Genomic DNA, 19,145 nt, shown 5'->3' with positions numbered 1-19,145 from the left:
TCCTGATGTAATTGTTTTGTTTTAACGCTCGTCGGTCACGGCTGACCCAACGATTACGGCTTCACCGATCCACTGCTGCGGTACTCCATGGTGTAGACAAAGCGGCTTTCTGGGTGGTGGGTCATGGTGACTTCAAATGGATTGCCAGCCGCGTCAAAATAGCGCCGAACGATCACCAGACACGGCGTGCCCTTTGGCACCTGCAGGGCCTTGGCCCGCATGGCATCCAGGCTGGTTGCATAGATATCCACCGTTGCCCGGTCAATCACCACACCAAAGCGGCGCTCAATCTGCTCATAGACCATGGAGCGGCCATGATCCGATTCATGCACCAGATCCGCAAATTGGGGCAGGATATAAATGTCGCTAAACGACACCAACTGATTCGAGCCCTGCTCTCGGCGCACACCACCAATGTGATACCAAGACGACCCAATGGGGGATCGCAACAGGGGTTCCAGTTGCTCATCACACTCGACATATTCCTCGACCTCGTTGACACGATAAGTCGCGTTGGAATAACGCAAGATATCGGCAGGAGAACTGAAACTCTGAATAAACCGGCGTGGCCGCTGACGGGAAATCACCCGAGTGGGCGCCCCCTGACGACGCAGAATCAGTCCGTTTTCTTCAAGCGTGGCAAGGGCATGGCGCAGGGTATGGCGACTGACACCGTAGAACTTACAAAACGAACTCTCCGATGGGAGTGCAGAACCAACGGCCCATTCCCCATTGCGAATCCGATCTGAGAGTGCATTGGCCACCGCCTCATGCAGCGTGACGCCATCGATTTGAAAATCTTCTTTTCGGGGTGTGTTCATTTTGAAAGTCCAAATATTTTTTTGCCAGCGACCGGTAACTTGGCCAATAAGATATCCCCAGACAGGGACTCGGTGATGTAAAGCGACTTCAAATCAGGCCCGCCGAAACAGAGATTGGCCAGATGGTGATGATGTGGGTTTTCCGAATAAATCAAATGGGTGGGCAGCATGTTGGCATCGAAACGCCAGATCCCAACACCAAGGTGGCAGACCAACAATCCGTTTTCTGAATCCATTTCAATGCCGTCTGGGCCAGCCGCGCCACCCGAGAGCTGAATGGCCACACCCGTTTTAGAAATCGAACCATCGGCCATCAACGGCAAACGCCAGATCTGCTGGGCACGGGTCACCGCCACATAACAATGCTTTTCAGTGGTCGACAAGGTCACGCCGTTGGGGCTCGGAATATTGGTCACCAGGCGCTCCAGCGCACCGTTGGCCCGTAGCCGAAATAACCGCCCTGTGGGATCGGCAATGCCAGTCTGCCCCTGGTCCGTGAAATATAAATCGCCATTGCTGGCGAAATGCAGGTCGTTTAAGCCCTTGAAGCTTTCGCTATAGGCCGTGTCTAAAACCGTTTCTAGCCGGGCTGTTTTGGGATCAAAACGCAGCAAGCCTCTTCGATAGTCGCAGATATACGCTGTGCCATCGGTGTGAAATTTAAATCCATTGGGCCAACCGTCGTACTGCAGGGCCAACTCCCACTCCCCTTTGGGTGAGACTTTGAAAATCCGTCCAAAGGGAATGTCCACAAACCACAGGTTGCCATCGCGGTCGAATGATGGCCCCTCTAAAAAGCACTCCACCTCAGCGCCCTGCCGATTGGGGTCTGACCAGGCCGAGCGCTGTTTCTTACGGAATTTGGCGGGCATCGAGGTCCAGACTTCGGTCTTGATTCTCTCGACGGGTTGGAACGGATTGAACACGAAAAGGCCTCCTCAGCTTTGTGGAAATATGGTTTGTACGGACATCTATTGAACCACAGCTGTGAGAATATAGCTAAAAATCTGGATATTCTTAGATTTCTAACTCACCTATACGAATAAGAAACAAAAACTGTTATGGGACATCGCATCACTGTTTTGGGCACCGGCACCATGGCCTTGGGAATTGCCGCCGGCTTCATTGCTGAAAATTGTACGGTCACGGTACTGGGCCGCACTGAAGAGAAAGCAAAGGATTGTCTAGCCAAGGCCAAGCTTGCGGCCGACAGCTTAAAGCCCAACAACCCTGAGTTGGCCCACCGGTTTGGCACCATCGACGGCTGGGCGCATTGGGCCGACTGCGACTTGATCATTGAGACGGTCTCGGAAGATCTCGCGTTAAAACGTGATCTTTTCGCCATGATGGACAAGGCCGTGCCGGCCCACATTCCCATTGGCAGCAACAGCTCGGCTTATCCCATCAGCGAGATTGCCAAAGGTCTGCCCACGGCCTCCCGCATGATGGGGGCCCACTACTTCATGCCTGCCGACATCGTGCCGCTGGTGGAAGTGGTACTCGGCGAACGCACCGACCCAAAGACTGCAGAGCAAGTCTGCGCGCTGTATCGCAGCATCCATAAAAAACCGGTCTTGGTGAAAAAAGATATTCCTGGTTTTTTGGCCAATCGTATTCAGCATGCCCTAATGCGCGAGGCCCTGTGCTTGGTGGATGCCGGTATCGCCAGCTTTGACGATGTGGATGACGCCGTACGCTACAGCTTTGGTTTTCGTTATGCCGCCGTTGGGCCGATGATGCAAAAGGAGCTCTCGGGCTGGGACACTCAGGCCAATGCGGCCAAGGCCATCTATCCCTCGCTTTACAACGTGGCCGAGATTCCGAGCGTGTTAGAAAAAATGCTTGTGGATGGCCGCAGCGGCGTGAAAAACGCCGAGGGTTATCGCAAGTGGACGCAAGATGAAATCCAGCAGGCCAAGGCCCAATATCAAAGGCGACTCAGGGCCGCCTTTGATGTCTTAAATATGGAGTAGGTTTGGTCAGGCGGTAAAGGCCTTAAACACCACAAATAAGGCAATCAACGCGATTAACACAAGCGTGATCACGCCACCCTTATTGCCCGACAGGCTAGCGCCCGACGACTCCTTGGCCGACTTTGACTTCATGGCGCGAGACGTGAACTGCATCGACAACAAAATCAAAAAGAGCGCAATACCCAACACGGCAGGCGCACCAAAGCTGTTGGCCTGAGCCCCGACGAGCAGAAAGCCGATCAGAATCAACAGGCCATAAAAACAGAGTCTTACTAAACGATTAAAGTTGTCTTGCATTTCAACACTCCTGTAAGGGATGAAGGCGACGAAACAGACTCCCTGAGTCTTTTTTTATTTGCTGAAAATTTTACTCTTCAACTGTAAGAAAACCCTAGCGTTGGGCGAAAAAACAAAGAAATTCAGGAAATTCACACCATGCCAAGCCTACTTTCCGCCGATGAACGCCAAAAAAGCCTGCTTTCCCTACCCCACTGGTCGTATCGGCCAGAACGTGGCGGCCTGATTACGCGGGAATACCGATTTGCTGACTTCCTGCAGGCATTTGCCTTCATGCAAGAGATGGCTGATTTTTCCGAAAGCATCGGGCATCACCCAGAATGGACCAATGTCTATCAGCGAATCAGCGTCACCCTAACCACCCACGATGCAGGCGGCCTAACTGAGCTAGACGTGGCGTGGGCCGCCCAGGCCGATGCCGTTGCCAGCAAGATTCAGGGCCAGGGGAATGCCGCCTCGACACTGGCCGCGCCTCGTTAACCACTAGTCAATCTTCCAGGCAGGTATCTGGATATTCAACACCATGGCAAGAATTCTCAGGCCCGTGGCGATCACGGCGGACACCACCAGCGCTAACCACTGCGGGGCGCCTAATTGATCGGCCAGCACCAGAGCCCAACCACCAAGAAAAGCACAGACGGCATAGGGCCGGTGATCACTAAAGACCTTTGGGATGTCATTGCAGACCACATCACGCAACACACCGCCGAACACCGCCGTGATCATGCCCATGAGCACTGCCACTAGGGCAGGCATGCCGGTGGCCAATGCAATCTGAGTGCCGCCGGCAGTAAACAGGCCAAGCCCCAATGCATCAGGCCACTGCATGGCACGCTCGGTCGGCTCGAAATGTTTGGCGCGCATAAACAGCATCGAAGCAATGGTTAGTGCCAGCAGCCACCACAGCAATTCGGCATGCTCGACCCAGAAAAAAGGCCGCCTATCTAAGAGCACATCCCGAAGTGTTCCGCCGCCAAAAGCGGCAAGCCCAGCCACCACCGAGACCCCGACCGCATCGAGTTTTCGGCGGGCAGCCTCGATCACACCAGACAGCGCAAAGGCAAGAATGGCCACCAACTCGATCAGGTATTGGGCTGTCGAAAGGGTAATGGAAGCGGTCACAGCATCACCACCGACTATTGGGCTCGGCCGATCAGACGGTTCACTTCTGCGGTAGTGGTGGGCCGCACGATTCGATCCACCTCTTGACCATCTCGCAGCAAGATCAGCGTTGGCCACAGCTTGACGGAAAACGATCGGCCGAGCGCACGACCTTTTCCGTCTTCAATTTTGAGATGGGTAATGTCTTGTCTGTGCAGCAGCGCTTCTTCAATCGGGGCCTGCGCGGCCTGGCAATGCCCACACCAGTCCGCACCAAATTGCAGCAGTACCCAGCCGCGAAAGCCATCGGCCTGGCTGCGGGTCAATTCCTGATTTGCAAAGCTAGCGGCCATGCCCCAGCCCCCCCCTGATCTACGTTAACGAAAACGCCTTGGCCATATCGTAACAGCGCACATCGGTTGACCTCTACCCCACAAGCCAAACCCCTAAACGCGCAGGCTAAAATCCCAGGCGTTTCCTTACCAAACACGACTCCGACATGATCGAGCTTTCCGAGAAGAAAATTATTGGCCCCATCATCCGACTGCACCCCGCTGACAATGTGGTGGTCGCGCGGGTCGACATTCAGATCGGCACCAGAGTGGAATCCGAGGGTTTCACCTCGAAGAGCCAAGTGGTCGCCGGCCATAAACTGGCCGCCCGGGATATTCAAGCCGGAGAGCCGATTCTGAAATACAACGTCTGCATTGGTTTTGCGGCAACCGATATTCCAGTGGGCACGTATGTGCACTCTCACAACGTCACCTTTCGAGAGTTCGATCGAGACTACGCCTACGGCAAAGACTACAGCCCAACACAGGTACTGCCGATTGACGAACAGGCCACCTTCATGGGCTATGGCCGTGAAGACGGAGAAGTCGGCACCAGAAATTACATCGGCATTTTGTCAACGGTGAACTGTTCGGCCACGGTGGTCCATAAAGTTGCGCAAGCCTTTACCAAAGAAAAACTCTCGGCTTTCCCCAACATCGACGGTGTGGTGGGCCTGAGTCACGGCCTGGGCTGTGGCATGGAAATGACCGGAGAGCCAATGGCGCTTTTGCGGCGAACCATTGGCGGCTATGCCCGTCACCCAAATTTCGCAGGGGTATTGATCATTGGCTTGGGTTGTGAGCGCAACCAGCTCTCTGGCCTTTTGGCGCAGGAAAAGCTGGCGGAAAACCCACGGTTGAAAACCTTCATCATGCAAGAGACCGGTGGCACTCGGGCAACGATTGAGGCAGGCGTCAAGGCGGTGGAAGCCATGCTGCCCATGGCCAATCAGGTCAAGCGTGCACGGTTTCCAGCAAGCAAACTCAAAATCGGTCTGCAGTGTGGCGGCTCCGATGGTTTTTCATCCATTACCGCAAACCCCGCACTCGGTGCGGCCATGGACATTCTGGTGAAGCACGGTGGCACAGCAATTCTGTCCGAAACGCCAGAGATCTACGGCGTCGAACACACGCTGACTCGCCGGGCCTGCAGTGAAGCGGTAGGTAAAAAACTTATTGATCGTATTCGTTGGTGGAAAGAAGAGTATTCGCCTGGCCGCGATGTGCAGATTAATGGCGCTGTCAGCCCCGGCAATCAGATGGGTGGGCTGGCCAACATTTTTGAAAAATCACTCGGTTCATCCATGAAGGGCGGCACCACAGGATTGATGGAGGTGTACCGCTATGCCGAGCCCGTGAAGCAGGCCGGCTTCGTGTTTATGGACACGCCGGGTTTTGATCCGGTATCTGCAACCGGACAAATTGCCGGTGGTGCCAACCTGATCATGTTCACCACAGGCCGCGGTTCGATGTTCGGTGCCAAACCGGTACCGTCCATCAAGCTTGCCACCAACACGCCCATGTACACACGCTTAACCGAAGACATGGACATCAACTGCGGTGAAATCCTCGATGGCACCGCATCGGTGGCCGAAATGGGCCAACGGATTTTCGAACTTGCACTGAACATTGCATCTGGCGCGCCCAGCAAGAGCGAACTCCTGGGCCTTGGGGACCACGAGTTCGTGCCCTGGAATATCGGTATTACGAGCTAATGGTCACCTCGCCCCAGGGCCTGGCCTGGGGCGGACCATCCGCGGCAAAAACTCGGCGACATAAAACAAAAACGCTGCGGCCCACAAGGTGCCCGCAGCACCCAATGCCAGGCTTGAAAAAACCGACGGAACGAGTGCAGTCAGTCGTAATACCGTGGCCAACACAATCAGCCAATAGCACAGCACCATCAGGCGGCTCAGCTGCAGGGGCCGGCCCAGATGGCCCAGGGCGGTTCTGGTGATCATGCCAATAATCAATACAGAAAAGCCCCCCATGGCAATCGTGTGAATCGGCCAAGCAGCGCGCAGGCTCGGGTCCAACACTTTTACGGCAGCCCCAAGAAGACCAACGCCAGTCACAAAATAGCCAAGATACAGCACCCACAAAATCGGCCGCGAACGAACTGCCCACGGCTTCCAACTCAAAACCTGCCAGACAGAGATCAGGCCCACGATCACGAGGGCCGCCGCAGTAAGAACGGACTGATCGAATGCCATGCCCAACACAGCAAGCAGTGATAGCCCAAGCTGCAATTGACCACTGCGGGTGTGCTTCGGAATCTGTAGTCCTGGCACGGCGCGCATCGAAAAAAATGGAATGATTCTGCGGCCCACCAGCAAAACCAGCATGGCCATGAGCATCAGTCCAACATGAAAGTAGCGCAGCACCAAATCGTAGTCACCCAGCCATACCGCCCAGAGATACGCCCCATTGGCAGCTGACAGGGCCAACATGACCAGCGGTACACCATAGTTCCGCTGGTTCTTACTCAGGATCACCGCACGCGCCATCGCGACTGCCGGCAGCAACAGAAACGCAGTCTCAAAACCCACACCAATTAGAAATGCCAACGGACTACCGAAAAGATAGGCCACTCGGGCGATCAACCAAAACAAACAAATCAGAAGCAGTGCTTTATGCGACAAAGGATTAATGCCCGTCCAGGTCGCACCTGCGGTCATCAAAAAACCAACTGCAATTGTCACGATAAACCCCCAGAGCATCTCGTGGCCATGCCACATCACCCCCTGGAGCTGACCGGAAAGCCAGTGCGGCGCAAAGACCCAGACCAACACGGCAATCGCCGCCCACGCTGCCCCCAACAAATACAAAGGCCGAAACGCCAATTCAAGAAAAGCAGAAAAGCTTGGGGACAAATCGTCAGAACCGCTCGGTTCTTGAATTCTCAGTACTTGCGGCATGGTCTTTACTTTCGATGTGAAAAGGGCCCTCTTTTTGAGGGCCCTTTGTGATGACTACCAGTGAATCAATTAATACACGTCATGCTGGGTGTTGTAGATGTTGAAGTGTCCAGTCGGCGTAATGATCCGTGGATCTTTAATCACCGTCTTTAACTTCAGCGTCTTGTCATCCACCACCACCAAGGCACTTTCCTTGTTCTTGGCAGACCAGACAGCAAACCACACTTCGTCGCCAGCCTTGTTGTACTCCGGCTGAACAACCCGCTTGGCACCGTCATCCTTGATACCAGCCCATTCGGCAATCGGAAGGACCTTAAAGCCTTTGTCCAGATTGTTAATGTCATAGACCGCTACCGATTGCGACACCTTTGGATCAGGATGCAAGGGGGTGTCGACATACAGATGCTTGGACTTCGGGTGAGTCTTCAGGAAAAGCGACCCTGCACCCTGGCCCGTCAACTTGGCCACTTCTTTAAAGGCATATTGCTTATTGCCCTTGGGGTCGGTACCAATCAGGGAAATGGTGTCATCTCCCAGGTGACCGGTTGCCCAGACGGGACCAAACTTCGGATGCTTGAAGTTAGCGCCACGACCGGGGTGAGGAATCTTACCGACTTCAACCAGACCCGCAAGCTTGCCATCTTTTGCATCGACTGCTGCAATCTTATTGCTCTGGTTCGCAGCGACCATGAAGTAACGCTTGCTCGAATCCCAGCCGCCATCGTGCAGGAAGCGTGCCGTGCCGATCTCGGTCATTTTCAATGCATCTAGATTCGAGTAATCCACCATGAGTGTCTTACCCGTCTCTTTCACGTTGACAATGAACTCGGGCTTAAAGTGTGAAGCGACGATTGATGCCACACGCGGCTCGGGGTGGTATTCCTGCTTGTCCACCGTCATGCCACGGGTGCTCACAATCTTCTTAGGCTCCAGCGTGTCGCCGTCCATGATGACAAACTGGGGTGGCCAATAGGCACCGGCAATTGCCAATTTGTCTTCATAGCCCTTGAACTTACTGGTGTCCACCGAGCGGGCTTCCAGACCAATTCGAACTTCGGCGACGTTGTCGGGTTTTTCCATCCATAGATCAATCATGTTGATCTTGCCGTCACGGCCAATCACAAATACGTAACGACCAGAGGCCGATGTGCGTGAGATGTGCACAGCATAGCCCGTCTTCACGATATTGATGATCTTTTTGGTGTCGCCATCAATCAGGGCCACTTCGCCGGTATCACGGAGCGTTGTGGAGAAGATGTTGTCGATGTTGTACTTGTTCATCTTCTTCTTGGGGCGCTTCTCTGGCGGAACCAGCACCTTCCAAGTGGCCTTCATTTCGGCCATACCGAATTCGGGCGGCATTGGTGGGTCGTGCTGGATGTAGCGCGCCATCAAGTCGACTTCTTTTTCGGTCATCTCGCCCGAAGTCAGCCAGTTCGGCATGCCGGCGGGTGAACCGTAAGCAATAAACACTTTGAGATAGTCGGTACCGGCCTTAACCGTTAAGTCAGGTGTCAACGGCTTGCCGGTAGCGCCCTTGCGCAGCACACCATGGCAGCCAGCACAGCGTTCGAAATAAATACCGCGGGCTTTGTCGAACTCTGCCTGCGTCATTGGAGGCGCCTTGGGATTGGTACTCTGAACCATGGGTTCGTTGGCCAGCGGTGAGCTACCCGCGTGGTACCCGAGTTCTCCCTGGGTAACCCCCTTTTTCTCTTGAGCGTAGGCGGTTACTGCGACTGATGAGGCCATCAGTGCCGCAATCGCCGTGATTCGTAAGATTTTCATCTGGACTTCCCTTCTGAATAAACCGTTCACTGCCATGTGCTGATCGTCTATCCGCAATACAATTCGCCAGCGGATGTCAGGATTTTGGGAGGCCTGCCCCTTTCAAACCTTGATTCGACTCAACAATTTATCTAATTTCCATCCCGCCAGAGTGAGAAACTAACATGCCGTCACCCCCGCCGATCAACCCAGTTGAAGTCTTTGCCCGACTGCCGCTTTTTAGTGCACTGCAACCAGAACAGAGGCAGCGCCTGGCCGAGCACACCCGTGAACAGAGAATCTCTCGCGGCGAGACCCTGTTTCGGCGGGGCGACATGGCCAACGGCTTTTATGTGGTGATCTTTGGTCAGATCAAGCTGGTCATCGACTCGCCCCAGGGCGATGAAAAAGTGGTGGAAATCATCAATCAGCGCCAGAGCTTTGGCGAGGCCGTCATGTTTTTAAACCGGCCCTATCCGGTATCGGCCGTAAGCCTAAACGACACCCTGCTGCTCCATGTGCCCAAATCAGCCCTGGACGACTCTCTTACCCAGGACCCCACCTTTGCCAAGGCCATGCTTGCCGGCCTGTCGGCACGACTTCATGCTCTGGTGAAAGACGTAGAAGCCTATTCCATTCGCTCCACCACCCAACGCGTGATCGGTTATCTACTCCAGCAATGTCCCGACGAGGCAAACGGAGAAGTCATCGTTGAACTGCCCACTTCCAAACTGCTGATTGCCTCGCGACTGAGCATCACGCCAGAGACCCTGTCACGGATTTTCGGAAAGCTACAACAAGGTGACCTGATTCGGGTGCAGGGCCGCTCAGTCATCATTCCTAACGTGAAGGCCTTACAAGATTTCGTGGAGTAGCCCGCGGCTTTAGGCCAAACCATCGGCTCTTGATAGTGGTCAAGGATTTCACGCCCCACCACGAGTGATGATCGGGAATCGCGCAATGCGCCCCTAGTCAAAGCGAAGGTCATTCACACCATGAGCCTACCCCCCGACGAGATCACCGAATCCAGCATTCGACAGGTGCTCTCACAGATTATCGACCCCGAAGTCGGCGCCAATATCGTGGACATGGGCCTGATCTATAACATTGCGCTCACGCCAACGGCGGTCAGTATCGAAATGACCATGACCTCGCCGGCCTGCCCCATGGGCGATATGATCTTGGACGATATTGATCAGACCCTGCGTCATTACCTGCCCGAGGGCATGACCCATGCCGTGAATGTCGTCTGGGATCCTCCCTGGGACCCATCCAAGATGAGCCCATCTTTGCGGGAACGTTTTCATTTAGAAGACCCCGACAATATTGACGATTTGGATCTTGAAAAATATTTGAAGTGACCGCCCTTTCCAACGCCAATACCGCTAGCGCCAGACCCCTAAGATTTGGATTGTTTGCAGTCGCCGTGATTACCCTGCTGGTGGGAATATTTGCGGGCTTATCCCGACTACAGATCACGGTTCCGGACATCAGCTTGCAGTTTGCCGCCTTTCACGGACCTCTCCTGATCTCCGGTTTTTTTGGCGTTGTGATTAGTCTTGAGCGCGCCGTTGCAGTGAAGACCGCCACCGCCTATGCAGCACCGGTTCTCAATGCCGTGGGCACACTGCTGCTCCTTCTTTTTGGGATTGTGGCCGGCGCACAGCTTTTGGCGATTGCGGCCGCAACGGTCTTAACAGTGGTGAGCCTTCAGCTGCTGCGAAAAGTAAAAGCAGATTTCACCGTGATTCTTGCAGGCAGCGCGGCCTGCTGGAGCATCGGGGGCATGGTCTGGTGGTTCACCAACGACACCGCCCGCGCAACCCTACTCTGGTTTGCCTTTTTGATCATCACGATTGCGGGCGAGCGCTTAGAACTCACGCGATTGCTGGGCACACCACAGCACGCAAAGCGTTGGTGCCACGCTATTGTGGTCACCATCATGATCGGGGCCCTGGGATATGCACTAGTACTGCCTGGGGCAGGCACTTTGTTTTCAGTGGGGCTCACGTTGTTGGCCGCATGGCTGATTCGATACGATCTTGCCCGTCACAACATGCGTCAGACCGGCATGACACGTTATATCGCCGCATGCCTGTTGTCGGGCTATGGGTGGCTTGGGCTTGCTGGCGTTCTTGGCCTGCTGGGAGCCTTTGTGCCGGGCAGCCCACTGCGTGACAGCGCACTGCATGCACTGGGGCTTGGTTTCGTCATGGCCATGGTGTTTGGCCATGCACTCATTATTTTCCCTGCCATCGCCAGAATCAAGGTGGCGTATCACGCTGCCTTTTATATTCCTTTAGCACTACTTCACGGCTCTTTGGCGTTGCGTGTTGCGGGAAAGGTGTTAGACATCACACCCCTTCAACAATTTGGCGCCGTTGCAAACGCCCTGACATTTATCTTCTTTGCCGTGGTGATGGTCTGGGGGGTGCGCAAGGGCCGCAACCTTAGCAGACGGCCTGCCACGCACGGGTGATTAAAGCCACCTGCGCTGCCACCGCCTCGGATACCGGCCCTTGCCCGCTCAGCACTTTTTGGGTGTAAGCAGCCGTCTGCGCCGCATCGATCTGCATTTCCTGGGGCGATAACGACAGCCCGCGGCCTGTCTCGGCGGAAAGACTCGCCATCTGATCCGCCCAGAAAGCAGCCGACTGATGCTGCCCGTTCAAAATAAAAACGGTCTCTCGCAGTCGGCGCGCTTCCGCAATGACTTCACCCTCAAGGCCATGAAACAACATGGCCGACAGATGATGCATTTGCATGGCTTCCTGCATCGCCTCGCTGTATTCCCCATGGGTATAACTGGACAGCAACAGGCTTTTTCCAGCAATTGGATTGATCATCTTGGCAAGACTATGGCCAGTGTTACGAAGGGTCAGGGCCCGCCGCACTTCAAGTAGCCGGGCAAGCCCGGGGCACAGCAAGGCGGTATCCACCCAGCGAAATTCACCGGCTGCCATTGGTGCTAGCGATTGACTCTGGCCAATACCGAGTTCACGTAAAACATCACCACTACTAACCCGTACGTCTTCGGTTGGCATACCGTGCATCAAGACTGGTACGCCACGTTGTGCCAGCATCAGACCCAACAGCGGTGTTAACACCGGGAATTTTCTTGCGCCGTTATAGCTGGGTATCACCACCACGGGGTTGCCGTTTGCCGCAGAAATACATTGCACACGCGCCTGTAACGCATCCATGAAACCGGCCAACTCGTCGGCGCTTTCCCCTTTGATCCGCATGGCCATGCAAAAGGCACCCACCTCAAGATCGGTCACCGTGCGGTCCAACACCTGGGCCATCAGATCGGCGGCCTCAGGCCGCGTCAGGGCGTGGCCATCACCGCGCTTGCGGCCAACACGCCGAATATATGCACCTATCCCCACGAAAACCCTCTCTATCGCCTAGGTCAGCCGAACCAAAGAACGATCACCAAAACCTGATGCGACGCCCCCCTTGCGTTAATGAGACGTGCCCTCTGATCGCGTGATCTTATTCCACACGTTGTACTTGCCGACGGGTTTTTTCATGGGGAGACGTTTGACTTCTTTAAAGGTCTGCGCATCAAAGACCACCAAGGCACCGTCGTTTTCCCAGACACTGGCCAGGGCATACCGGCCATCTTTGGTGAATTCAATATGGGCCAGCGTTTTACCGGGCTCTTTGACTTGATGAACGATTTCAAGGGTCTGCTTGTCAATGATACTCAGCGTGTCTTTTGCCGTTGGGCTCATCATGGAGTCGGTCCACGCAAACCGGGTTGATTCATGACTGCGCATAAAAAACCCAGGGCCGGGTGTCTTAATCGTGGCCACTGGCTTCCAGGTGCTCATCTCAATCACATCAATCGATCCATCGCGCAAATTCGGGCTGGCCAGCACGGTTGCCCCGTTACGCGAAAACGTAATGCCCGACCCAAGATGCGGCATACCGGCGATGGCCAGGTCGGCAATTTTGCGCCGAATGTCCAGATTCACGACTTGGGCAGAGGCCGAAGCTGCCGCAGCCCCAGCGCCCTCTCGCGGCCGAGTCGCGCCCAAGACATGGGTATAAGACTGATCGAAGAAAAAATCATCCAGGGGTTCGTCTAGGCGGGTGCGCCGAACCCCAAGAAAACCGGGCTTAGCAACCGCTTCGCCCATACGAAAGTCGTGGACATAGCCATCAAAAATCGGCTTGGCGTTTGGATCGTAGGAAATCTCCCAGATCTCGGGGGCATCTTTTAAGGCCACGACAAAACTTTTTCTTGGCCCAGCATCGTAGACCGCAGAGACACGCGAGCTCTGTTTGCCATCCAAGGTCTCGGCCTTCAGGGTTTTCACATGGTTGAGCATCTCATCAAAGATCACCACGGTATGGGGAAGATAGTTTGCAGCTACCACGTATCGCCCATCGGAACTAATGGCCACATTGCGCATGTTCAAGCCGGCACGCACTTCGGCCACCACCCGAAGATTCCACAGGTCATACTTGGTAATCCAGCCATCCCGCGAACCAAAGATGACATAACGGCCATCGGGAGAAAATTTCGGCCCGCCATGCAGTGCAAACCGAGATGGGAAACGATGAATCACATCAAATCGATCCCCATCGACCAACGAGATATGGTGATCGCCGCCTTCGACCACCACGAACAGATTCATGGGGTCCGCCGACCAAACGGGTTTATTTGCATCCGGGCGCGCTGCTGGCGGCATCACACGCGATGCGCGAATATCTGTATCGGCCCACTGCGGTACTGGATGAACCGGAGAGCGCACCCATTTCGTGAGCGCTGTAATTTCAGCGGGGGACAACACAGCAGAAAACCCTAGCATCTGGGTAGCCACCCGCCCCTGGGCAATCACGCGGGTAATTTCGGCATCACGGATACGTGCAAGGCTTTCTGGCAAAAGCGCCGGCCCCATGACACCAATACGCTGCTCGCCATGGCAGCTCACACAATGCTGCTGATACAGACGGCCTGGATCGATCGCGCCAGTCGCTGCCCGCTGCGCAACGGGTTCTGACGCTGTAGTCGCAGCACCAGAGGCTTGGGCTTGGGCCAGGCCAAGACTTAAGCACCAGAAAATCGCAATGGTCAGAACAAAACGAATAGTTAATGCATTTAAAAAGGTGTACATAAACTAGCCTTTTGAATTCATGTCGCCGCGCACGCATTCACCGGCATGCTTTGTATTTCAGCATCGGTGAGATAACAACCTGGGTCTTCCGCCCAGACATCCCCCGTGAGTTGCTGTGCCCGAACCCGCGTGTTGCCCCCGCAGATGGCCCGATAGTGGCAGGTAGCACAACGGCCCTTCACCGGGCGGGGTTTGGATTTCAGCCCCGCCATCACAGGATCGCTGGTGTCTTGCCAGATCTCAGAAAACGGTCGCTCTTTCACCGAGCCCAGGTCGTAGTGCCACCACATGGTGTCGGGGTGGACATGGCCAAGATTATCGATGTTGGCGATATTCACACCACTTGAATTCCCACCCCACTGCGTGAGCCGCTCTTGAAGCGGGTCGAGCCACTGTGGCATGCGCTTGGCCACCCAATGCAAAAGCCAAACGGCGTCTGCATCGTTGTTGCCTGTGACATATTCTTCATCCCGGCCATTGATGGCAGCATCCCAGGCCCTTTCAAACAACAAGTCCATGGCGGCCTTAGTAGCCGCTACCTGGGCATCTTTTTCACGATGGATGTTGCCGCGCCCGGCATAGTTCAGGTGGGAGAAATAAAACTTCTGGACCTGCTCTTCGCGCATTAAATCCAAGAGCGGCGGAAAATCGTGGGCGTTTAATGCGGTCATGGTAAAGCGCAGCCCCACCTTGACGCCGCGGGCTTCTAAAAACCGAACGGCAGACAGACTTTTATCAAAAGCACCCTGCAAACGACGGAATTTGTCGTGGGTCTCACGAAGGCCATCAAGACTAATCCCAACATAATTAAAACCTGTGGCCGCGATGCGGTCCGCCATGGGTTCGTCAATCAGCGTGCCGTTGGTCGAGAGCCCCACATAAAAACCCATCTCTTTGGCCCGATGCGCAATATCAAAAATATCTTTGCGCATCAGCGGCTCACCGCCAGACAAAATCAACACCGGAACATGAAACGCCTTTAAATCTTGCATCACGGTGTAGACCTGTTCGGTCGTTAACTCATTGGGGTAATCGTGATCCGCTGACAGGGCATAGCAGTGTTTGCAAGTGAGGTTGCAACGGCGGATCAGGTTCCAGATCACCACTGGCCCCATGGGCTGGCTGGCTGCATGGCTCGCGCTTGAGCCACGAGTGGCCGCTGCTGGATAAGCCCCCTGCCGCTGAGCGGCAGCCAACTCTCGCATGTAATGACTGATTCGAAACACGATTACACCTCTTTCATCCGGAAGCCGGTTTTTTTCAATATTGCCGACGAATACAAGACATCATGGGCACGACACGCTGAGCCCATGATTGCCGCCAAATTCTCGACTTGTGCCGACACTTCATCACGGCTACGCCCGTGCACCATAGCAAATAAGTTATAACGCCATATCGGTAAATGCCGTGGGCGCCGATAACAGTGGCTCACACCCGGCAAGGCCCCAATACGCTCACCAATTGCGTCCACCACGTCGTCGTCGACATCCCAGACCGACATGCCATTGGCCACAAAGCCCAGTCGATAGTGATTGGGCACCGCACCAATCCGGCGAATCAGTCCTGAGTTCAGCATGGCAGAAAGACGGTCGCGGACTTGGGTCTCGTCAATGCCAAGCTCGGCCGCAATCTGCGCATAGGGCCGTGGCACCAGCGGCAATCCCGACTGTGTGGCGCGAATCAATGCGCGGTCCATTGGATCCAGGGCCTTCATACTGTCCCTCCCAAGACAGGCAATCGCAACTCCACAAAAAACTCTCGCTCTTTTGGAAAGGCCAACACAGCACAACCCGTCACTGACTCGATACGGGCCATAACATCCTGGGCTGCGGCTGGCGACTCTGCAGCCACCACAAACCACATGTTCAAGGCATGCTCACGCCGATAGTTGTGGGCGACCTCGGGGAACTGATTGACCAGCTCGGTAATCGCTTCAAACCGTTCCTCGGGGGCCGCCAATGCTGCCAATACAAATAGGCCACCCGCCCGCTCAATCTGAAACAAGGGCCCAAAGCGAGTTAAGACCCCGGCATCTAACAGCGCTTGCAGCCGTTCAATCACTTCCATCTCGGACCAACCCATCTCCACCGCAACATCTTGATACGGTCGCTCTGAGATTGGAAACCCGCCGTGCAGCCGATCGATCAACTGCAGATCTCTAGATGTGAGCTGCATCACGATATCTCCGGGCGCCCGTCTGTTTGAAGCGCCTGAGTGAGAAGAGCACCGCATGCGGCAGATCGTCAAGACGAAGGGTGTGCAAGATCTGATCGATCACTGCCTGAACATCTTCGCGATTCGTGCCATGCACCATGCAATACACATTGTAATTCCATCCTGGTGCCCGGGCGCGTTGATACGCCAGCGTCACCTGTGGCACCTGGGCCAACGCCAGACCTACTTCGTCCACACGCGCCTGCGGCACATCGAAGACAGTCATGGCGTTACAACCAAAACCAAGCTCGTGGTGCCGCACCACATTGCCAAAACGACGCAACACACCAGTGGCTAACCACTCTTGAATCTTTTGACAGACCTGATCAGAAGTCCAGCCCAACTGTTTTGCCCACAAGTCATACGGGCGTTCAACAATCGCGATGCCCCCCTCCACCAAGGCTGCCAAAGCACGATCTGCGGGCGCAATCGCCGGAACCTGTTGCAAAGAAAGATTGCTGGGCTTGTGACTTGCAGCCTTTTCCTTGAGATCAAAAGCAAGGTCAATCCGATACGGTCGGACCATCGGCAGGCGAAGTGCCTGATAGCCCGTCTGCGCATCCAGCGCTTGCATCTCTGCTTCGACCGTTGCAGCGTCTTGCCCTGTCATGACAAACCACAGGTTGTAGACATGCTCGCGTTCGTAGTTGTGATTCACCCCGGGAGATTGCGACACGATATCGGCCACACGATCCAGGTCATGCGGAGGCACCGCCATCGCGGCCAATAAAGATGCACCACCTGCGGCCTGATGAAATACCCCGCCCACGCGGCTCATCACACCCTTGTCCAGCCAGTCGCAATAACAGGACATCACTTCTTCAATGGATAGGCCGTAACGCTCCGAAAGCAGCGCAAAAGGACGGGCAACCAGCGGAAAGTCGCGCTGCTCACCGTTGAGCATCTCAAACGGTCGATCGGCAGCCTGGCAGTCCATCGGCAGATTGGTGGAGGTGGTCATGACGGCCGTTAGCGTTTAAAACCCAACCCGATTCGCACGCGAAGTGAAGAAAATTCCCGATGGCGCATCGACCGACAGCACCGCCTGATTCTTCAATGTGTGTGTATCGATAACAACCACGCGATTGTCATCGCGGGCACTGATCCATACCGACTCTCCGCGGGGCGTAAATTCCATATGCAGCACTGCCTTGCCCGGCGAGAGTGTGGCCACAACCTGATTACTCTGCGTGTCAATCACCTGCACCCTGTTGTAATCGGGGACCGAAAAATTCACCCAGACCTGACGGCCATCGGGGCGCGCCATCACAAAAACAGGCTGGCCTGCCACCGGGATGCGGCCAACCTCTTGCCAAGTGTCGGTGTCCACCACCAAGACCTCGTGACGACCAATCGCAGGAAGATACGCACGCCGGCCAGCCACTGCCCAACCACGCAGGTGCGGCATCTTGTAAACCGGTAGCGGCTGAGATCCGCGGCCATACCCTGTCAAGATATGCTGCACTTTGGGCGATTCACTCCACAGATCAATCATGGCCAAGCCGTCTTGGCCAAAGAGGCCCGCAATGTAGTGTCGCCCATTGGGTGTGACCAGGGCATCATAGGGTTGACGACCAATCTGCTTAAACGTGGTCACCTTCGGGTTGGACAGATCATTGCAATCTACCACCCAGATTTCATCTGCATCAAATAGGCTATACGCAAACCGTCGGTTTGGAAGATCGACCAGACCCACCACACGGGACAGCTGACCTTGACCGTAGCGCGCTGGCAGATCGAGTTTGAGTTCCAATGTCTCCGCATCAAAGACCTTGATGCCACCCGGTGTGTAATTCTGAGCAACAACCAACTTACCATCGGCCGAGATGGCGCCACCAATCGAATTGCCCGCCTGCATGACTCGGGCCTCAATCGCCCGGGTCAGGATGTTGACCTTGGTCAGCCCCCCGTCCCGGCCAAACACATAAGCAAAGCGAGCATCTCGCGAAAAGACAACCGACGCATGGGATAAATCCCCCAGGCCTTCGACCTCGCCAATCAATTCACGGGTAGTGGTGTTGACAATCGACAGCCTTCCCTTGGCACGCTGGATCACAACACCCAGATCTCCGGTGCCCACCGCTGCGGGTTGAACCCCCACCGAGGCACACCCCGCCAACATCGCCGGACCAATGACTGCACCTGCCAAAAATACCCGTCGTTCCATTATCGACCTCTCTCCACTTCCTCTGGAAATCCTGTCTGCAGTCGCTTCACAATCCACGCGGCCTCTTCATAGCTTAATAATGCCGACCAAGGTGGCATGGGGGTGCCCGGTCGGCCAGCATGGACTGTGGCGACCAGGGAGTCCAGGGGTTTGTCGGCCAGGGCCTGTTGGGTGAGCGCAGGGCCAAGCCCGCCGGTGAGTCGCATGCCGTGACATGAGCCACAATCCTGACGCACCATACGGATTAACTGTTGTTGACGGGCCAACGATGGTTCCGATGCGGCCGGGTCTGTGCTAGCCTGGGCCGCTGTGACACAGAGCAAAAGCCCAACCACGATTACCCCCAGATGACCACTCTTACCACCCATCATCGCCACTCCCCAGGCCGTTTTCATGAGGGCTATGGTGCCCAGATGAACCTTTGTTTTC

The 19,145-nt window shown here is 55.2% G+C and carries 21 protein-coding genes; 6 read left to right on the top strand and 15 right to left on the bottom strand.

Annotated features, from left to right (window positions below):
- Positions 1-53 precede the first annotated feature (53 nt).
- Together AOB54_04365 and AOB54_04360 are read right to left on the bottom strand one after the other, a co-directional pair.
- Complete coding sequence (locus tag AOB54_04365) at positions 54-821, bottom strand: GntR family transcriptional regulator (GenBank protein ID WVN42616.1); 768 nt, start codon at positions 819-821, stop codon at positions 54-56.
- Positions 818-1,747: an SMP-30/gluconolactonase/LRE family protein gene (locus AOB54_04360; protein ID WVN42615.1), complete on the bottom strand. Its 930-nt coding sequence runs from the start codon at positions 1,745-1,747 to the stop codon at positions 818-820. Before AOB54_04360 ends, AOB54_04365 begins: the two co-directional genes overlap by 4 nt.
- Positions 1,748-1,882: 135 nt before the next feature.
- Here AOB54_04360 and AOB54_04355 point away from each other — a divergent pair, with 135 nt between their 5' ends.
- Positions 1,883-2,794 carry a 3-hydroxyacyl-CoA dehydrogenase NAD-binding domain-containing protein gene (locus AOB54_04355; protein WVN42614.1) on the top strand — a complete coding sequence of 304 codons (912 nt, stop codon included), beginning with the start codon at positions 1,883-1,885 and terminating at the stop codon, positions 2,792-2,794.
- Between the two features lie 6 nt (positions 2,795-2,800).
- Here the strand turns inward: AOB54_04355 and AOB54_04350 are convergent, their stop codons facing one another.
- Positions 2,801-3,091: a hypothetical protein gene (locus AOB54_04350; GenBank protein ID WVN42613.1), complete on the bottom strand. Its 291-nt coding sequence runs from the start codon at positions 3,089-3,091 to the stop codon at positions 2,801-2,803.
- 138 nt (positions 3,092-3,229) lie between these two features.
- Here AOB54_04350 and AOB54_04345 point away from each other — a divergent pair, with 138 nt between their 5' ends.
- Positions 3,230-3,571 (top strand): 4a-hydroxytetrahydrobiopterin dehydratase, encoded by a 342-nt coding sequence (locus tag AOB54_04345; protein ID WVN42612.1) that lies wholly within the window; start codon positions 3,230-3,232, stop codon positions 3,569-3,571.
- A gap of 3 nt (positions 3,572-3,574) precedes the next feature.
- On the opposite strand, the gene AOB54_04340 is transcribed toward AOB54_04345, so the two are convergent.
- Together AOB54_04340 and AOB54_04335 are read right to left on the bottom strand one after the other, a co-directional pair.
- The gene (locus AOB54_04340) at positions 3,575-4,213 is read right to left on the bottom strand and encodes a trimeric intracellular cation channel family protein (GenBank protein ID WVN42611.1); all 639 of its coding nucleotides are present in this window, start codon (positions 4,211-4,213) and stop codon (positions 3,575-3,577) included.
- 14 nt (positions 4,214-4,227) lie between these two features.
- Complete coding sequence (locus AOB54_04335; GenBank protein WVN42610.1) at positions 4,228-4,545, bottom strand: thioredoxin family protein; 318 nt, start codon at positions 4,543-4,545, stop codon at positions 4,228-4,230.
- Positions 4,546-4,691: 146 nt separating this feature from the next.
- Between AOB54_04335 and AOB54_04330 the strand changes: the two genes are divergently transcribed.
- Entirely contained in the window at positions 4,692-6,239 is a 1,548-nt protein-coding gene (locus AOB54_04330; protein WVN42609.1) for an altronate dehydratase family protein, read from the top strand.
- A gap of 3 nt (positions 6,240-6,242) precedes the next feature.
- Here the strand turns inward: AOB54_04330 and AOB54_04325 are convergent, their stop codons facing one another.
- Together AOB54_04325 and AOB54_04320 are read right to left on the bottom strand one after the other, a co-directional pair.
- Positions 6,243-7,442 carry an NnrS family protein gene (locus AOB54_04325; GenBank protein ID WVN42608.1) on the bottom strand — a complete coding sequence of 400 codons (1,200 nt, stop codon included), beginning with the start codon at positions 7,440-7,442 and terminating at the stop codon, positions 6,243-6,245.
- A 69-nt stretch (positions 7,443-7,511) separates the two neighbouring features.
- Positions 7,512-9,230, bottom strand: coding sequence for a cytochrome D1 domain-containing protein (locus tag AOB54_04320; GenBank protein WVN42607.1), 1,719 nt, complete (start codon positions 9,228-9,230; stop codon positions 7,512-7,514).
- 164 nt (positions 9,231-9,394) lie between these two features.
- Between AOB54_04320 and AOB54_04315 the strand changes: the two genes are divergently transcribed.
- From AOB54_04315 to AOB54_04305, 3 genes are all read left to right on the top strand, one after another.
- On the top strand, positions 9,395-10,084 hold the full coding sequence (locus AOB54_04315; GenBank protein ID WVN42606.1) for a Crp/Fnr family transcriptional regulator: 690 nt from the start codon (positions 9,395-9,397) through the stop codon (positions 10,082-10,084).
- 120 nt (positions 10,085-10,204) lie between these two features.
- On the top strand, positions 10,205-10,570 hold the full coding sequence (locus AOB54_04310; protein ID WVN42605.1) for a metal-sulfur cluster assembly factor: 366 nt from the start codon (positions 10,205-10,207) through the stop codon (positions 10,568-10,570).
- A gap of 50 nt (positions 10,571-10,620) precedes the next feature.
- Positions 10,621-11,688 (top strand): hypothetical protein, encoded by a 1,068-nt coding sequence (locus AOB54_04305; protein WVN42604.1) that lies wholly within the window; start codon positions 10,621-10,623, stop codon positions 11,686-11,688.
- Here AOB54_04305 and ybiB read toward each other — a convergent pair.
- From ybiB to AOB54_04265, 8 genes are all read right to left on the bottom strand, one after another.
- The gene (gene ybiB / locus AOB54_04300) at positions 11,660-12,598 is read right to left on the bottom strand and encodes a DNA-binding protein YbiB (protein ID WVN42603.1); all 939 of its coding nucleotides are present in this window, start codon (positions 12,596-12,598) and stop codon (positions 11,660-11,662) included. The genes AOB54_04305 and ybiB overlap by 29 nt on opposite strands.
- A 75-nt stretch (positions 12,599-12,673) precedes the next feature.
- Positions 12,674-14,335, bottom strand: a complete 1,662-nt coding sequence (locus tag AOB54_04295) for a cytochrome D1 domain-containing protein (GenBank protein WVN42602.1) — start codon at positions 14,333-14,335, stop codon at positions 12,674-12,676.
- A gap of 17 nt (positions 14,336-14,352) precedes the next feature.
- Complete coding sequence (gene nirJ / locus AOB54_04290; protein WVN42601.1) at positions 14,353-15,561, bottom strand: heme d1 biosynthesis radical SAM protein NirJ; 1,209 nt, start codon at positions 15,559-15,561, stop codon at positions 14,353-14,355.
- Between the two features lie 2 nt (positions 15,562-15,563).
- Complete coding sequence (locus AOB54_04285; GenBank protein ID WVN42600.1) at positions 15,564-16,049, bottom strand: AsnC family transcriptional regulator; 486 nt, start codon at positions 16,047-16,049, stop codon at positions 15,564-15,566.
- Positions 16,046-16,510 carry an Lrp/AsnC family transcriptional regulator gene (locus tag AOB54_04280; GenBank protein ID WVN42599.1) on the bottom strand — a complete coding sequence of 155 codons (465 nt, stop codon included), beginning with the start codon at positions 16,508-16,510 and terminating at the stop codon, positions 16,046-16,048. Before AOB54_04280 ends, AOB54_04285 begins: the two co-directional genes overlap by 4 nt.
- A complete protein-coding gene (locus AOB54_04275; protein WVN42598.1) occupies positions 16,494-17,510 on the bottom strand; it encodes an Lrp/AsnC family transcriptional regulator in 1,017 nt (338 codons plus the stop codon). Before AOB54_04275 ends, AOB54_04280 begins: the two co-directional genes overlap by 17 nt.
- 15 nt (positions 17,511-17,525) lie before the next feature.
- Entirely contained in the window at positions 17,526-18,716 is a 1,191-nt protein-coding gene (locus AOB54_04270) for a cytochrome D1 domain-containing protein (protein ID WVN42597.1), read from the bottom strand.
- Positions 18,716-19,111 carry a cytochrome c gene (locus AOB54_04265; GenBank protein WVN42596.1) on the bottom strand — a complete coding sequence of 132 codons (396 nt, stop codon included), beginning with the start codon at positions 19,109-19,111 and terminating at the stop codon, positions 18,716-18,718. Before AOB54_04265 ends, AOB54_04270 begins: the two co-directional genes overlap by 1 nt.
- Positions 19,112-19,145: the final 34 nt, after the last annotated feature.

This window comes from beta proteobacterium MWH-UniP1, from assembly GCA_036362785.1.
In the GTDB taxonomy this organism is placed as follows: Bacteria; Pseudomonadota; Gammaproteobacteria; order Burkholderiales; family Burkholderiaceae_A; genus Lacustribacter.
This window is presented reverse-complemented; position numbering and strand designations above follow the sequence as displayed.

What these genes read in the sequence shown, in the direction of transcription:
- AOB54_04310 (WVN42605.1), top strand. Translation starts at nt 10,205, where the DNA reads ATGAGCCTACCCCCCGACGAGATCACCGAATCCAGCATTCGACAGGTG.
- AOB54_04265 (WVN42596.1), bottom strand. Translation starts at nt 19,111, where the DNA reads ATGAAAACGGCCTGGGGAGTGGCGATGATGGGTGGTAAGAGTGGTCAT.
- AOB54_04345 (WVN42612.1), top strand. Translation starts at nt 3,230, where the DNA reads ATGCCAAGCCTACTTTCCGCCGATGAACGCCAAAAAAGCCTGCTTTCC.
- AOB54_04285 (WVN42600.1), bottom strand. Translation starts at nt 16,049, where the DNA reads ATGAAGGCCCTGGATCCAATGGACCGCGCATTGATTCGCGCCACACAG.
- AOB54_04335 (WVN42610.1), bottom strand. Translation starts at nt 4,545, where the DNA reads ATGGCCGCTAGCTTTGCAAATCAGGAATTGACCCGCAGCCAGGCCGAT.
- AOB54_04365 (WVN42616.1), bottom strand. Translation starts at nt 821, where the DNA reads ATGAACACACCCCGAAAAGAAGATTTTCAAATCGATGGCGTCACGCTG.
- AOB54_04295 (WVN42602.1), bottom strand. Translation starts at nt 14,335, where the DNA reads ATGTACACCTTTTTAAATGCATTAACTATTCGTTTTGTTCTGACCATT.
- AOB54_04280 (WVN42599.1), bottom strand. Translation starts at nt 16,510, where the DNA reads ATGCAGCTCACATCTAGAGATCTGCAGTTGATCGATCGGCTGCACGGC.
- AOB54_04270 (WVN42597.1), bottom strand. Translation starts at nt 18,716, where the DNA reads ATGGAACGACGGGTATTTTTGGCAGGTGCAGTCATTGGTCCGGCGATG.
- AOB54_04275 (WVN42598.1), bottom strand. Translation starts at nt 17,510, where the DNA reads ATGACCACCTCCACCAATCTGCCGATGGACTGCCAGGCTGCCGATCGA.
- AOB54_04330 (WVN42609.1), top strand. Translation starts at nt 4,692, where the DNA reads ATGATCGAGCTTTCCGAGAAGAAAATTATTGGCCCCATCATCCGACTG.
- AOB54_04320 (WVN42607.1), bottom strand. Translation starts at nt 9,230, where the DNA reads ATGAAAATCTTACGAATCACGGCGATTGCGGCACTGATGGCCTCATCA.
- AOB54_04350 (WVN42613.1), bottom strand. Translation starts at nt 3,091, where the DNA reads ATGCAAGACAACTTTAATCGTTTAGTAAGACTCTGTTTTTATGGCCTG.
- AOB54_04325 (WVN42608.1), bottom strand. Translation starts at nt 7,442, where the DNA reads ATGCCGCAAGTACTGAGAATTCAAGAACCGAGCGGTTCTGACGATTTG.
- AOB54_04355 (WVN42614.1), top strand. Translation starts at nt 1,883, where the DNA reads ATGGGACATCGCATCACTGTTTTGGGCACCGGCACCATGGCCTTGGGA.
- AOB54_04315 (WVN42606.1), top strand. Translation starts at nt 9,395, where the DNA reads ATGCCGTCACCCCCGCCGATCAACCCAGTTGAAGTCTTTGCCCGACTG.